Consider the following 13305-nt stretch of genomic DNA (forward strand, 5'->3'; position numbering starts at 1 on the left):
CCGCCTCATTGTGTCAGAGTCCGGTATCAGAGCAACGCATCCCTGACCCGCTCGTAGTCGGCGCGGGTCAGGCCGATCACGCCGCCATGCTTGGTGTGCGGCGAGAGGTAGTAGTCCTCCGCCTGCAACGGTCGCCAACCGGCGTCCAGATCGTCCGTGACCAGCGGCCGGTATCCGATCTCCGGGATCACGTCGACGAACAGGTACCATTCGTCGGCACTGTGCGAAGCGAACACGGCCGGCCCCTCGACGCCGCCCGGGTCGCCGCCGACCGCGTACTCCGCGCCGATGCGGGTCTGCACGGTCGTCCACGGCGTCCCCGGCTCCCACCAGCGCGGGGCGTCGGTCGAATCCATCCAGATGCCGTTGCCGAACGCGTTGTCCTTGGTGATGCGGTAGGTCCGCCGTCCGCCGTCGGGCAGCGGACGCTGGATCATCGTCGTGTCGATCGAGTCGCCGCCGGTGTCGATGAACACGCCGCCGTACTCGTAGGTGTCCTGCGTGAAGTCGCGGGTCACGCCCCACAGCACCTTCGGGCGCACGTCGGCGGTGGTGTGGTCGCGGTCGTCGTCGGGGAAGACGGTGCTCGACCAGTAGATGACGAAGGCGCCGCGGCCGCCGTCATGCCCCTCAGGATAGTAGTCCGGCACCCACAGGCTCTCGCAGGCCCAGGCCATGCCGAGTTCCAGCCGCGAACCGTCGGGGCGGCGGGCCACGTCGAGCGTATGCGGGCCGGTCCAGTGGATCAGGTCGTCCGACTGCCAGACCATGAGATTGGTGCTGCCGTGCCGCGTCCAGTGGTGCCAAGACGACATCTCGCGTCCGCTGAGGCCTTCGGCGCCGCCGAAGACGCGCAGGTCGGTGGCGACGATGGTCCACACGCCGGTCTCCGGGTTGCGGGTGATGTGCGGGTCGCGCACGCCGGTGGTGCCGATGGTGGAGGTCAGGAGCGGCTCGCCGCCGTTCAGGGGGATCCAACGATGCGGATTGTCGCCGTCCGACAGATCCATGTAGATGCGTTCGGCGTAGCCGTCCGGGTCTTCGAGGAAGTGGACGAGCAGGTAGCCGTAGGGGTCGGTTGGTTGCGCTTCCATGGCGCTCTCCCGTCTGCGAGGTGGAACAATGATGGATATAACGTTGTACTATTATACCACGCACTCGTGATGTTCAACGATGCGATACGCATCTCTCCATCGTTGCAGCGAGAATCACTGCAACGATATAAACGTTGAAAAAACGCGAAGCTACAGCATAATCACAGCCGCGCACCGTATACTGTAGCGGTATCGCACACCACGCATCATCGTCACGACGAGGAGACGCCCATGACACAGCAACGACACGTCACCATGCACGACGTGGCACGCCGCGCCGGCGTCTCGGTCAAAACCGTGTCGAATGTGGTCAACGACTACCCGTTCGTCCGCGACTCCACGCGGGCCAAGGTCCTCGCCGCCATCGACGAACTCGGCTACTCGCTCAACATGACGGCCAAGAACCTGCGTCAGGGGCACAGCAACATCATCGGCCTGTCCATCCCCGACCCGCGGATGCCCTACTTCGCCGAACTCTCCGCGTATGTCATGGAGGAGGCGCGGGCCCGGGGCAAGCACGTCATCTTCAACCCCTCCGGCGTGGACCGCCAGACCGAGCTCGACGTGCTCCACGGCTCGTTCAGCACCCTGACCGACGGTCTGATCTTCAGCCCGCTGCACCTGAACACCAGCGACGCCGCCGACATCCACGTCGACTACCCACTCGTCATCATCGGCGAGCACCTGCGGCTCGACACCTACGACCGCGTCCTGACCGAGAACACCACCGGCTTCCGCAACGCCACCGCACGACTCATCGAACTCGGATGCCGGCGCATCGCCATCATCGGCGTGCACGAGTGGGAGCAGGACTACGGCTCGTCGCCGTACCGCCTCAAGGGGTACCGGCAGGCGCTGGCCGCCGCGGGGCTGCCCAACGATCCGGCGCTTGAGATCCCGGCGGTCATCTGGTACCAGCCGGACGGCGCCGACGCGGTGGCCCGGATGCTGGACGGCGGCATCCGCCCCGACGGCATCGTCTGCATGAACGACCTGCTGGCGATGGGCGCGATGCAGGAACTGGCGCGCCGCGGCATCTGCGTGCCCCAGGACGTGAAGGTCATCGGCTACGACGATTCGACCGATTCGCAGTATCTCTCCCCCTCGCTGAGTTCCGTGGATCCGAACCTGCGGGAGGTGGCGCGGATGTCGCTGGAACTGCTCTGCGACCGCATCGAGGGACGGGTGCCCGAAGAGGCGGGGCCCAATGGATACGCCGAAGTGGTGGTGCCGTCCAGGCTGGTGGAGCGCGAATCCAGCGCGCCCGATTCGCTGCCGTAGCGACCGCCCCAATTCACGGTTTTGCGAAGGCCCAAACAGTGAATTGCCTCACCCTGTAAACCGTTGGGCCGGTGCCGTCATTGCTGACGACACCGGCCCAACGGTATCGGAAGGAGGAAGGAAGGGAAGAGGATTACTTCATACCGGTCATCGCGATGCCCTCGACGAACCTCTTCTGGACGAAGAAGAACACGATGAGCAGTGGCAGGGCGGAGATCAGCGCGCCCGCCATCACGACGCCGTACGGGGTGACCGAGGAACCGTGGCCCGTCAGCATCGCCAGACCGGCGGTGATGGTGCGGGTCTCCGGACGGGAGGTCATGATCAACGGCCAGAGCAGGTCGTTCCAGTTGCCCATGAAGTTGAACATGCCGACCGTCAGGATCGCGGGGATCGAGTTCGGCAGGACGATCTGGGCGAAGATGCGGAACTCGCCGGCACCGTCGATGCGGGCCGCGTTATCCAGGTCTTTCGGGATCGAGATGAAGAACTGGCGCAGCAGGAAGATGCCGCCGACATCGGCCATACGCGGGATGATGATGCCCAGGTAGCTGTTGACCAGGCCCATGTCCGCCAGCAGCTTGTAGACGGGGATGAGCAGGGCCATGCCCGGGATCATCATCGTGGCGATCAGCACGCCGAGCAGCACGCCGCGGCCTTTGAAGTCCACGCGGGACAGACCGTAGGCGGCCAGCGAGTCGAAGAACACCGAGATGATGGTCACGGCGCCCGCGAACACGATGGTGTTGAGCAGCTCGCGGCCGATCGGCAGACGGCCGAACAGATCGGTGTAGTTGTCGAGGGTGAACGCGCTCGGGATCAGCTTCGGCGGCCAGGTCTGGGTGATCTCGTTCGGCGTGAACGAGACCAGCACGACAATGATCAGCGGGAACAGCATCAGGATGGTGACCAGGATCAGCGCGAGATAGCTGAAACCCAGACCGACGCGGCGGCGGGTCGTGGCCTTGCGGCGCAGACGCTCGTTCTCGGCGTTGATGCGCTTGTTCTCGGCCTCCTGCGCAGCGGAAATGGTTGCGGAGCTCATGCGATCTCCTCCCTCTCATGCTTGGCGTTGGTGTACAGCTGGATCAGGCCGACGATCAGCGTCATGATCAGCAGCACGTACGACAGCGCGGACGCGTAGCCGAGCTTGCCGTTGCCGAACGCCTCGGTGTAGATGCGGTACACGATGGTCTCGGTGGCGCGGGCCGGGCCGCCGGAGGTCAGGATGAAGACCTGGTCGAAGACCTGGAACGAACCGATGAGGCCGAAGATGACGACGTAGTTGAAGGTCGGGCGCAGGGCCGGCAGGGTGATGTAGCGGAACTTCTGCCAGGCGCTGGCGCCGTCAAGGCTGGCGGCCTCGTACAGCTCGGCGGAGATGCCCTGCAGGCCGGCCAGGAAGATGACCATGAAGTAGCCGAAGTTCTTCCACACCGTGATGAACACGATGGTGGCCATGGCGGTCTCGCGGGTGCCGAGCAGGTTCAGGCCCTCGATGCCGAACAGCTGGTCCAGCCAGTAGGGCACCAGGCCGAGGGACGGGGAGAGGATGAACTGCCAGGCGATGGCGGCCACGGTCAGGGAGATGACGAACGGCAGGAACATGCAGGTGCGGAAGAACCCAACGAACTTCAGGTCCTTGCGGTTGAGCAGCAACGCGAACGCCAGCGCGACGATGACGACGATCGGCGCGTACAGGATCGCGTAGACGACGGTGTTCTTGACATCCGTCCAGAAGTCCGCGCTCTGGAACAGGTCGATGTAGTTCTGGAAGCCGACGAACTTGCCGGAACGGTTGATGCGGTCGGTGGTCAGCGACGTGATGAACGTCTTGATCGCCGGATAGAAGACGAAGATGGCGAGCACGATGAGGGCCGGGGCGGTGAACGTCAGGCCGACGCGCAGGTTGCGGCGCGCGATGGCCTTCTTGTTCTGATGCGCCACTGCGGTGTGCTTGTTCGCCTTAGAAGATGCGGTGGTCATGCACTCCTCCAGTAAACGACTTTGTCTGGATGGAACGGGATAAGGCACGGCAACGGCCGCGGCTGGCGGAGCGCCGTCGGCGGCCGTTGCGTGTCAGGTGCGATCCGGATGGGCCGGACCGCGATGTTGGGGTATCCGGGGGCGATTACTCGGCGTACTCGTCGAGGTAGCCCTGGATCTTGGTCTCGGCCTCGTCGAGCATCGTCTGGATGTCGTCGTCGGTACGAGTGGTGTTGGAGGTCAGGGTGTCGATCGTGGCGATGATGTCGCCGAAGCCACCCTTCAGGCCGGCCACGGCGATGAAGGACTGGTCGGTGTACTGGGCGATCTTCGCGATCAGCGGACGCTCGGAGAGCTCCTCCTCGGTGACGGTGGTGTTGTTCGGCGGGTAGGCGGAGCCGAGCGACCAGGTCACCTGGTTGTCATGGTTGTTGTAGAACTTGAAGAACTCGTAGATGCCGGGCAGCTTCTCGGAATCGCCGACCTGCGAGGTGACCCACCAGTACAGGCCGGTGGAGCCGGTGTTGGAGCCGGAGGTGCCGTCCGGATAGACGTAGGTGCCATCGCCGGCCGGAACCGGGAACAGGTCGTGGGCGATGCCCTTGTCGGTGGCGGCCTGGTCCTCCCACGGACCGACGATCACCATCGCGGACTGGCCGGATTCGAAGGACTCGCGAGCGGCGGTCTCGTCCATGCCGGGGATGGTGTAGCCACCCTTGTAGAAGTCACGCATCTTCTCCAGGAAGGCCTTGTTCTCCGGGGTGTTGATGGAGACCTCGCCGTCCACGGTGTACACGCCGCTGCCGTTGCCCTTGAGGAAGGAGCCCCAGCCCAGATCGGGCAGGGCGATGCCATACTGCGAACCATCGGACTTGGTCAGCTTCTTGGCGACCTCAAGCAGCTGGTCCCAGGTGGTCGGGATGTCGGCTTCGGTCAGGCCGGCCTCGGCCCACATGTCGGTGTTGTACCACACGGCGGTCGGCGCGTAGCCCATCGGAACGGCGCACTTCTCCTCGGAGCCGTCGATGTCGAAGGTGATCTGGTCGACGACGTTCGGGATGTAGTTCTCGGTCTCGTTCTCCGGATCGTCATAGAAGTCGGTGACGCACTGGAAAGTGCCGTCCAGCGACCAGCCCTGGCCGTTGTCGGCGCCGGTGGTCACGAAGTCCGGGCCATCGCCCGAGGTGACCTTGGTGACCATGGTCTCGCCGATGGTCGACCACGGCTGCAGCTGGGCATCGATGAAGTACTCGTCCTGCGAGTTGTTGAAGTCGTCAACGATGCCTTCGAGGGTCTTGCCGTCGGCCTCGGAGAAGCCGTGCCACATCGTGATCTTGATCTTGCCGTCTTCGGTCTTCTCGACACCGCCGTTGGAGCCGCAACCGGCCAGGCCGAGCGAGGCGACCATCGTCAGCGCCACGCCGGCGACGAGGCTTTTCTTCATGTTCATGGATTTCTCCTTATCTCCTGGATTGATACCAGAACTGTATCGACGCTGCTCGAAGCTGCCAGGCCATATCACCATCCCACCGGCTTGCGGTCCACCGAACGGACGGTTTTGTGCCTTACAACACCGTTGTCTGCTGCTGTAGCCTCAACGCTCTTTGCAACGTTGTAATATGTATTGTACAGCGATTTCTATCGTTGTACAAGTTATGCGACACGCCGTGCAATACCAAGGCGGACGCGGGTTGGCGTCGCTCACGGGGAACACCCCGGCGCCATCGCACTGCGGCAATCGACACCGACCGGGTCTCCGGTCCGGTGCGGCGCATCTCGACGCCACCGTCACTGCAATGGACCGCGCCGGACGACCGCCGGCAACCGCCAACTCAGATGCCGCCCCGTCGGGCTCGCGGGGAGACCAATCGACCCCGGACGAAACGGCACCTTGCGGAAAGAGAGTCAGCCCACGGCTCCGCGGGCATCTGCGATCGCCGCCGGCGAAACCGACGGCGGCGACATCAGTCGCGGGAGACGGGCGTGCCGGCCAGCGGACCACCGTCCGCGGGCAGCACCTCGGTCGAGGTCGGCGTCCACATGTCGTCGGGGGCGGGCACACCGAAGTCGGGACCGTCCTCGGTCCACCGCACCACGCCGACACGGGCGTGACGGTTCGGATCGAACAGCGGGTCGCCCTTGATCTCGGTGTAGTTGCGGCAGTGATAGACCATCAGGTCCTCGGTGCCGTCCTCGCCCTTGGTGAACGAGTTGTGGCCGGGGCCGTACTGGCCGTTCTCGGCGCAGGTCTTGAACACCGGCACCGGGCTCTTGGACCAGCTGTTCGGATCGAGCAGATCGGCGCCACGGTCGGCGGTCAACAGGCCCACGGCGTAGGGGACGCCGGTGCCGGAGGCCGAGTACGTGATGTAGATCTTGTCGTCGTGGAACAGGAACGCCGGACCCTCGTTGACCAGGAAATCGATGCATTCCCAGTCATACTCGGGCTTGGTCAGCATGACCGGCTCGCTGCCCAGCGTCCACGGATTCTCCATCCGGGCGATGTACAGGTTGGAGTTGCCCGGGATATCGGGATCCTTCTGCGCCCAGACCAGGTACTGCACGCCGTCGATGACCTCGGTGGTGGCGTCGAGCGAGAACGTGTCGAACTGGGTGACGACCTGACCCTTCTCCACCCAATTGTCGGTGGTCGGGTCGGCGTCGGTGTTCTCGATCACGTACATGCGGTGCGTCGGCATGCCGTTGGGTTCGAACTCGCGCTCGGCGGCGGCATAGTAGATGTACCATGCGCCATTCACGCGGTGGAGCTCCGGGGCCCAGATGTACTTGCTCTGGGGGCCGGACTCATGCTTGCGCCACACGATGGTCTCGGGGGCCTTCTGCAGGTCGTTGATCGCGGAGGCGTGGCGGATCGCGATGACGTTGTACTCCGGGTCCGACGCGGTGAAGTAGTATTCGCCGTCGACCTTGAGCACCCATGGGTCCGCACGCTGAAGCACGATCGGATTGTTGTAAACAGCCATTGTTTCAACCTCATCAATCCATCGGTTTCGTTGTTTACAACGTTGAATATAGTCGATTTACATCGTTGGAACAAATCGGTCAGAGTGTCGCGGAACGATTGCCGGGGCTTTTGTTACGGATACGCCGCCGTCATGCGACGGCACGCCCCCAGTCATCCACTTCGCGTCCGTGTCGTCGTGCGGCTATGACAACACGCCTTCCAACCACTTACCTCGCGTCCGTGTTGTCGCGTAGCTGTGACAACACGCTCATTGACCATCTGCTCTGCGTCCGTGTTGTCGTGCAATCGCGACAACACGCCCATTGGTTGCCCGCTTTCACGGTTGGGCACGCCCCACAGGCGCAGCCACCGACCGTCCGCCTACAGCCGTAGGCCGCCATCAGGGATCGGGCGTGTGGAGTTGCGTACCACCAGCGTGGAGGAGACCTTGCGGAACACCGAGGTGCCTTCGGGGGCGCCGAACGGCGAGACGCCGTCGATCCGGTCGCGCAGCACCCTCACGGACAGCCGCGCCACGGCCTCCAGACCGGGGGCGATGGTGGTCAGCGACGGGGTCAGGTATTGCGAATCGTCGGAATTGTCGAAACCGATCACCGAGATGTCGTCGGGAACCCGGAACCCGTGCAGCTGGATCGAGTGCATGACGCCGGAGGCGAGCATGTCGTTCAACGCCACCACGCCATCCGGCACCACGCCGGAGTCCAGCAACGTGTTCATGGCGTGCAGGCCGTCATCACGGTGCCACATCTTCGAGGGCACTACCAGCCGTTCGTCGTAGGGGACGCCCATCTCCTCCAGCGCCTCGCGGTAGCCCTGCAGGCGCAGCGCCGCCGAGCCGACCTGCTCCCCCGGATGCGTGCCGACCACGGCCAGCCGTCGGCACCCGGTCTGCAACAGGTACTTGGTGGCGCGCTTGGCGCCCTCAACGTTCTCGGTGGCCACATGATCCACCGTGTCGGTGAAGATCCGTTCGCCGATCAGCACCAGCGGATAGTCCACATCCAGCTCGGCCACGTCATCCTGTCCCAGCTCCAGCGGGCTGAAGATCAGTCCGTCGAGCATGGCCTGCTGCGCGCCGTGCAGCGCCTCAAGCTCGCCCTCGCGCGAGTACAGCGTGGGTTCCACGATCACGCGCATGCCCAGTTTCTTGGCCTCCCCGATGACCAGCGACGACAGCTGCGCGAAGTACGGCATCACCAGGTCCGGCACGGCCAGGCCGATGATGCCCGTATGCCCGGTGCGCAGGTTGCGCGCCGTCATATTCAGCGTGTATCCGAGCTTCTCGATCGAGGCCATCACTTTGTCCCGCGTGCGCGCGGACACGAACTGGTAGTTGTTCACCACATTCGACACGGTTTTGACGGACACCCCGGCGTCCTCGGCCACGTCACGCATCGTCACGGCATGATCGCTCTCCCTGCGCGCCATCGGTTCCCTCCGTTCCGTACGCTCATTCATCTACAACGATAGTACAATCGGCCCGGCGCCGCCGTTGCGCGGACGCCGGGCCGATGGCCGCAATCCCGATCCCGTGGGTCACGCCACGGCGATCTCCATCGCGACCTCGGCATACGCCGGGTCGAGTTCTTCGCAGGTCTCCACGTCCAGCAGCGGCATGCCCTCCGCGGACCAGTGCACGCGCCGCACCTGGGCGTCGCGCCCGCCATAGCGGCCGTTGACGTACTCGGCGTTATGGAAGACGTAGATCATGTTGCCGTCCTCGTCGCGCGACCACATGCCATGACCGGTGCCGAGCTGCCACTGGCCGTTGTACAGCCCCGACTTCTGCAGCGGGTAGTCAAGCTTGGTCCAGGATGTCGGATCGGTCAGGTCCGCGTTCCGGCCGGCGGGCGCGGTCACCAGACCGGTGGTGTAGTCGATGCCGACCGACGAGCCCGAGTAGATCAGGAAGATGCGGCCGTTGCGGACCATCGCGTTCGGCCCTTCGGCGATGAGGTTGTCCCAGGCGAATTCGGGGACCACGATCTGCCGGGGCCGGCTGGTCAGCCGCGACGGGTTCGACGGGTCGAAGCGGGCAATCCACACGCTGCCGACCTGCTGCCAGGCGTAGTACCAGTTGCCGGAGTCGCCGATGACGGTCATGTCCAGGGAGATGAGCTGGACGGGGTTGAGGATGTCCCCGTCCGGCCCGAGGATCGGCTCGGGAACCGTCCAGTTGGCGGGCTCGCGCGGATCGAGGTCCAGGCCGGCCTCGTCCTTCTTCAGCTGCATGATGTGGCAGCGTCCGGTCCACATGTCGGGCTTGCCGGCGCGATCGTTCGGGGTGCCGTCCGCGTGCGTGGGCTCGCCGTCGAAGCAGGGCATGAACAGGATGGACAGCCGTCCGTCGATGACGTGCAGCTCGGGTGCCCAGAAGCATCCGGTCATCGCGCGGCCCTCGGAGTTCAGGTCGCCGCGGACGAGTAGGTCGATCTCGCGCTCGCGTCCGCCGGCGGCGTCGGCCAGGCCCTCGATGGTCTCGGCCACGCGCAGCGGCATGTGGGTGCGACCCTCGCGCGGGTCGATGCAGTTGCCGTCGGCGTCCTCGGTGGCGATGAACAGGAACATCGGCTTGCCGTTGAAGTTCCAAGCGAACACCGACGGGTCGGCGCGCTCGACGGCGAACGGCACCGGGTAGGTGGTCTGGCGGATGCGGCCGCGGATTGTGCGGCTCTCGCCCGGCTTCAGGCGGCCTTCCGCGGCGTCGTCGGCCAAGCGGGCGAGCGCGTCCGTATCCCAGTCGACGGCGCGGGTGGCCTTGGAGCCGTCCGAGTAGGTCAGGTCGGCGCGGGTGTCGGCGAACCAGCGGACGGCCTCGCGCGCCTCGGGGCCGCGCAGCGACGCCATCAGGCTGCAGGTGGGCGCCGAAGACCCGGTGTTGTAGACGCGGCCGAAGCGTTCGATCAGTCGGACGGCCTCCACGTCGCTGATGGTGATGACGTTGCCCGGCACCACGTCGTCGATGCCGTAGCACGCGGCGTCGTGCCGCACCGTCGCCGTATCGCGGTCCGCGCCGGCCACGGGCACGGTGCGGGTCACGGCGGATTCGATGTCGTCGACGACCGCGTACAGCGCGTGCCCCTCGTCGTCACGCCAGCGGATGACGTACCGTCCGGACTGCGCGTCGTATTCCACGCCCGGTCGGTTCACGCCGGCGACGGTGTCCAGACGGACCAGGCCGAGCTGGTCGTAGGAGGTCAGGTCGCGGCTGACCACGAGCAGGAACGCGGAAGCCTCGGAGCCGTCGGGGTCGCCGCCGCGGGCGGTGCGGGTGGCGGCTACGGCGAAGCGGCCGTCCTTGAGACGGAACAGGTAGGGGTCCTTCAGGCTTTTGAGGACGATGTCGACATCCGGCATGACCGCGTCGACGTCAACGGCGGCGCTGGCGGGGCGGGGGGCATCGAACCGGTCGGCCTTGAAGCGGCGGGCGGCGGTGCAGGCGCGGCGCGCGGCGGATGGCACGGAGGCGGTGGGCACGCCGGCGGCGAACAGGATGCCGTAGTTCTCGTTCAGTGGGGTCCAGGCGCTGTCGATGTGGGAACGCAGGGCAAGGTGCATGCTCAGGGCGATGTCGGCGTTGTTCGCCTCCTCGCGTTTGGTGGGCTTGCGCGTATAGCACAGCAGGGAATAGGTGCGGGACATGGTGGGGACCTTTCGGTTGCGGCATGTTTTACATCGTTGTACAGTATAGTGTATTACATCGTTGTACATCCGACACGCAGCGATGCGGAACAAGGCGCACGGCAGCGCCCCGGAAGGGAGAACACATCCATGGCAGCATCCACCACGCTTCGCCGGCTGACGGCGGCACTCGCCACCGCGGCACTGGCGGTCGCGGCATTCGCCGGCTGCACCGGCACCCCGTCGTCCTCCGAACAGTCAGATGGCGACGCCCAGACCTCGCAGATCCAACGCGTCTCCTCGCACGACCCCTCCATCGTCAAGGACGGCGACACCTACTACATCTTCGGATCCCACCGCGCCTGGGCCAAGAGCACCGACCTGGTCAACTGGCAGACCTTCGAGAACAACCTGAGCACCGACTACGAAACGATCCTCGGCGACATCTGGGAGGAGTGGTCCAAGCAGTCCACGAACCCGGACGTGGAGGGCAACATGTGGGCGCCGGACGTGTTCTGGAACGAGACGATGGGCAAGTGGTGCATGTACCTGTCCGTCAACGGCGACAACTACCGCTCCGTGATCGTGCTGCTGACCGCCGACGACATCGAGGGCGACTGGACATACGTGGGCCCGGTCGTCTACTCCGGATTCACCAAGGTCAACGTGAACCGCACCGACGTGGAGCAGGTGCTGGGCGAGGACGCGGACCTGACCCGGTACCAGTCGCAGAGCGACACCGGCATCAACGCCATCGACCCGACCGTCAAAACCGACGAGGACGGCACGATGTGGATGGTGTACGGCTCCTGGTTCGGCGGCATCTGGATGTTCAAGCTGGACCCGACCACCGGCCTGCGCGACTACACCGCCACCTACGAGACCGTCGAGAACCAGTCCGACGCCTACTACGGCATCAAGGTGGCCGGCGGTTTCAGCAACTCCGGCGAAGGCGCGTATCTGGCCCACGCCAACGGCCACTGGTACCTGTTCCTGTCCTACGGTCACCTCCAGCAGACCGGCGGCTACCAGGTCCGCGTCTTCCGCTCCGACTCGATCACCGGACCCTACGTGGACCAGGCCGGCAACACGGCCATCGCCACCCGCGCCGAAGGCAACAACTGGCAGGGAGACACCGGCATCCGCCTGATGAGCTCGATCCAGTGGAGCGGCAACGACAACGCCGACATCGAGGTCTCCCAGGGCCACAACTCGGTGCTGGTGGACGACGACGGCACCGCGTACATCGTCTACCACACCCGCTTCTCCGACCGCGGCGAGGTCCATGAGGTGCGTGTGCGCGAGCTCATGCCCACCGCCGACGGCTGGCTGGTGGCCGCGCCGTACGAATACACCGGCACCAAGGCCGACACCGCCGGCTACGACGCCGCCGACCTGGCCGGCGACTACGAGCTGGTGGCCCACGAAAAGAGCACGTACTTCAAGGGTCCGAAGAAGGTCACCGACAAGGACAGCACCGACTACCGCGGCGTCAACAAACCGGTGAACATCACGCTCAACGAGGACGGCACCGTCTCCGGCGACCAGACGGGCACCTGGGAGGCGTCCGAGGGATCCAACCAGATGACGATCACGCTCGGCGACGTGACCTACACCGGCGACTTCGCCAAGCTGCCGCGCGACCTGGACGGCAAGGAGGTCATGACCTTCAGCGCCCTGGGCAACAACCTGTGCATCTGGGGCTCGCAGCAGTAAGGAGCGTCCATGACCATCCCCCAATACCCCCTGGCCCCCGGTCGCGTGGCCATCCATGATCCGGCGATTGTGGAGGACCGCGGCACGTACTACATCTTCGGCACCCATCGCCGTTGCGCCCGCAGCACCGACCTGGTGCACTGGGAGCGGTTCGAGAACAACCTGAGCCGCGACCCGGAGTCCGTGCTCGGCGGCATCTGGGAGGCGTGGCCCAAGCAGCCGGAGAACCCGGACCTCAACGGCAACACCTGGGCGCCGGACGTGATCTGGAATCCCGTGATGGGCAAATGGTGCATGTACCTGTCCGTCAACGGCCACGAGTTCCGGTCGGTGATCGTGCTGCTGACCGCCGACCGGCTCGACGGCGACTGGACCTACGTGGGACCGGTGGTCTACTCGGGATTCGATGCGGCGAACGTGGACCGTACCGACGTGCCGCGCGTGCTCGGGGACGACTCGGCCCGCGATCTGCCCAACCGCTACCTCTCACTCAAGGACACGCGCATCAACGCCATCGACGCCACGCCGATCATGTGCGAGCACGGGGAGATGTGGATGAGCGTCGGCTCCTGGTTCGGCGGCATCTGGATGTTCAGGCTGGACCCGACCACCGGCCTGCGC

The 13305-nt window shown here is 65.2% G+C and carries 10 protein-coding genes; 3 read left to right on the forward strand and 7 right to left on the reverse strand.

The features are described 5' to 3' along the window. Positions 1-26 precede the first annotated feature (26 nt). Complete coding sequence (locus B4C31_RS00795) at positions 27-1094, reverse strand: glycoside hydrolase family 43 protein (protein ID WP_291530940.1); 1068 nt, start codon at positions 1092-1094, stop codon at positions 27-29. A 231-nt stretch (positions 1095-1325) separates the two neighbouring features. On the opposite strand from B4C31_RS00795, the gene B4C31_RS00800 reads away from it, so the two are divergent. Next, positions 1326-2375, forward strand: a complete 1050-nt coding sequence (locus B4C31_RS00800; RefSeq protein WP_204389504.1) for a LacI family DNA-binding transcriptional regulator — start codon at positions 1326-1328, stop codon at positions 2373-2375. A gap of 133 nt (positions 2376-2508) precedes the next feature. Here the strand turns inward: B4C31_RS00800 and B4C31_RS00805 are convergent, their stop codons facing one another. From B4C31_RS00805 to B4C31_RS00830, 6 genes are all read right to left on the reverse strand, one after another. Beyond that, the gene (locus tag B4C31_RS00805; protein ID WP_033514417.1) at positions 2509-3420 is read right to left on the reverse strand and encodes a carbohydrate ABC transporter permease; all 912 of its coding nucleotides are present in this window, start codon (positions 3418-3420) and stop codon (positions 2509-2511) included. Beyond that, complete coding sequence (locus B4C31_RS00810) at positions 3417-4361, reverse strand: carbohydrate ABC transporter permease (protein WP_291530941.1); 945 nt, start codon at positions 4359-4361, stop codon at positions 3417-3419. The genes B4C31_RS00805 and B4C31_RS00810 overlap by 4 nt, the downstream gene beginning before the upstream one ends. A 145-nt stretch (positions 4362-4506) precedes the next feature. Continuing rightward, positions 4507-5811 (reverse strand): ABC transporter substrate-binding protein, encoded by a 1305-nt coding sequence (locus tag B4C31_RS00815; protein ID WP_291530942.1) that lies wholly within the window; start codon positions 5809-5811, stop codon positions 4507-4509. Between the two features lie 514 nt (positions 5812-6325). Next, positions 6326-7345, reverse strand: coding sequence for a family 43 glycosylhydrolase (locus tag B4C31_RS00820; protein ID WP_291530943.1), 1020 nt, complete (start codon positions 7343-7345; stop codon positions 6326-6328). A gap of 362 nt (positions 7346-7707) precedes the next feature. Continuing rightward, positions 7708-8805, reverse strand: coding sequence for a LacI family DNA-binding transcriptional regulator (locus B4C31_RS00825; RefSeq protein WP_414631817.1), 1098 nt, complete (start codon positions 8803-8805; stop codon positions 7708-7710). Between the two features lie 78 nt (positions 8806-8883). Then, a complete protein-coding gene (locus B4C31_RS00830; protein ID WP_291530944.1) occupies positions 8884-10989 on the reverse strand; it encodes a family 43 glycosylhydrolase in 2106 nt (701 codons plus the stop codon). A 129-nt stretch (positions 10990-11118) separates the two neighbouring features. Between B4C31_RS00830 and B4C31_RS00835 the strand changes: the two genes are divergently transcribed. Together B4C31_RS00835 and B4C31_RS00840 are read left to right on the forward strand one after the other, a co-directional pair. Then, positions 11119-12684, forward strand: a complete 1566-nt coding sequence (locus B4C31_RS00835; protein ID WP_291530945.1) for a glycoside hydrolase family 43 protein — start codon at positions 11119-11121, stop codon at positions 12682-12684. A gap of 9 nt (positions 12685-12693) precedes the next feature. Beyond that, positions 12694-13305 (forward strand): family 43 glycosylhydrolase (locus B4C31_RS00840; RefSeq protein WP_291530946.1); only part of this gene is annotated, 612 nt, incomplete at its 3' end.

The organism is Bifidobacterium sp. UBA4282 (assembly GCF_002394995.1).
In the GTDB taxonomy this organism is placed as follows: domain Bacteria; phylum Actinomycetota; class Actinomycetes; order Actinomycetales; family Bifidobacteriaceae; genus Bifidobacterium; species Bifidobacterium pullorum_B.

Coding starts and splice junctions, on each gene's coding strand:
- B4C31_RS00825 (WP_414631817.1), bottom strand. CDS start 8,805: ATGAATGAGCGTACGGAACGGAGGGAACCGATGGCGCGCAGGGAGAGC.
- B4C31_RS00835 (WP_291530945.1), top strand. CDS start 11,119: ATGGCAGCATCCACCACGCTTCGCCGGCTGACGGCGGCACTCGCCACC.
- B4C31_RS00795 (WP_291530940.1), bottom strand. CDS start 1,094: ATGGAAGCGCAACCAACCGACCCCTACGGCTACCTGCTCGTCCACTTC.
- B4C31_RS00815 (WP_291530942.1), bottom strand. CDS start 5,811: ATGAACATGAAGAAAAGCCTCGTCGCCGGCGTGGCGCTGACGATGGTC.
- B4C31_RS00805 (WP_033514417.1), bottom strand. CDS start 3,420: ATGAGCTCCGCAACCATTTCCGCTGCGCAGGAGGCCGAGAACAAGCGC.
- B4C31_RS00830 (WP_291530944.1), bottom strand. CDS start 10,989: ATGTCCCGCACCTATTCCCTGCTGTGCTATACGCGCAAGCCCACCAAA.
- B4C31_RS00820 (WP_291530943.1), bottom strand. CDS start 7,345: ATGGCTGTTTACAACAATCCGATCGTGCTTCAGCGTGCGGACCCATGG.
- B4C31_RS00810 (WP_291530941.1), bottom strand. CDS start 4,361: ATGACCACCGCATCTTCTAAGGCGAACAAGCACACCGCAGTGGCGCAT.
- B4C31_RS00800 (WP_204389504.1), top strand. CDS start 1,326: ATGACACAGCAACGACACGTCACCATGCACGACGTGGCACGCCGCGCC.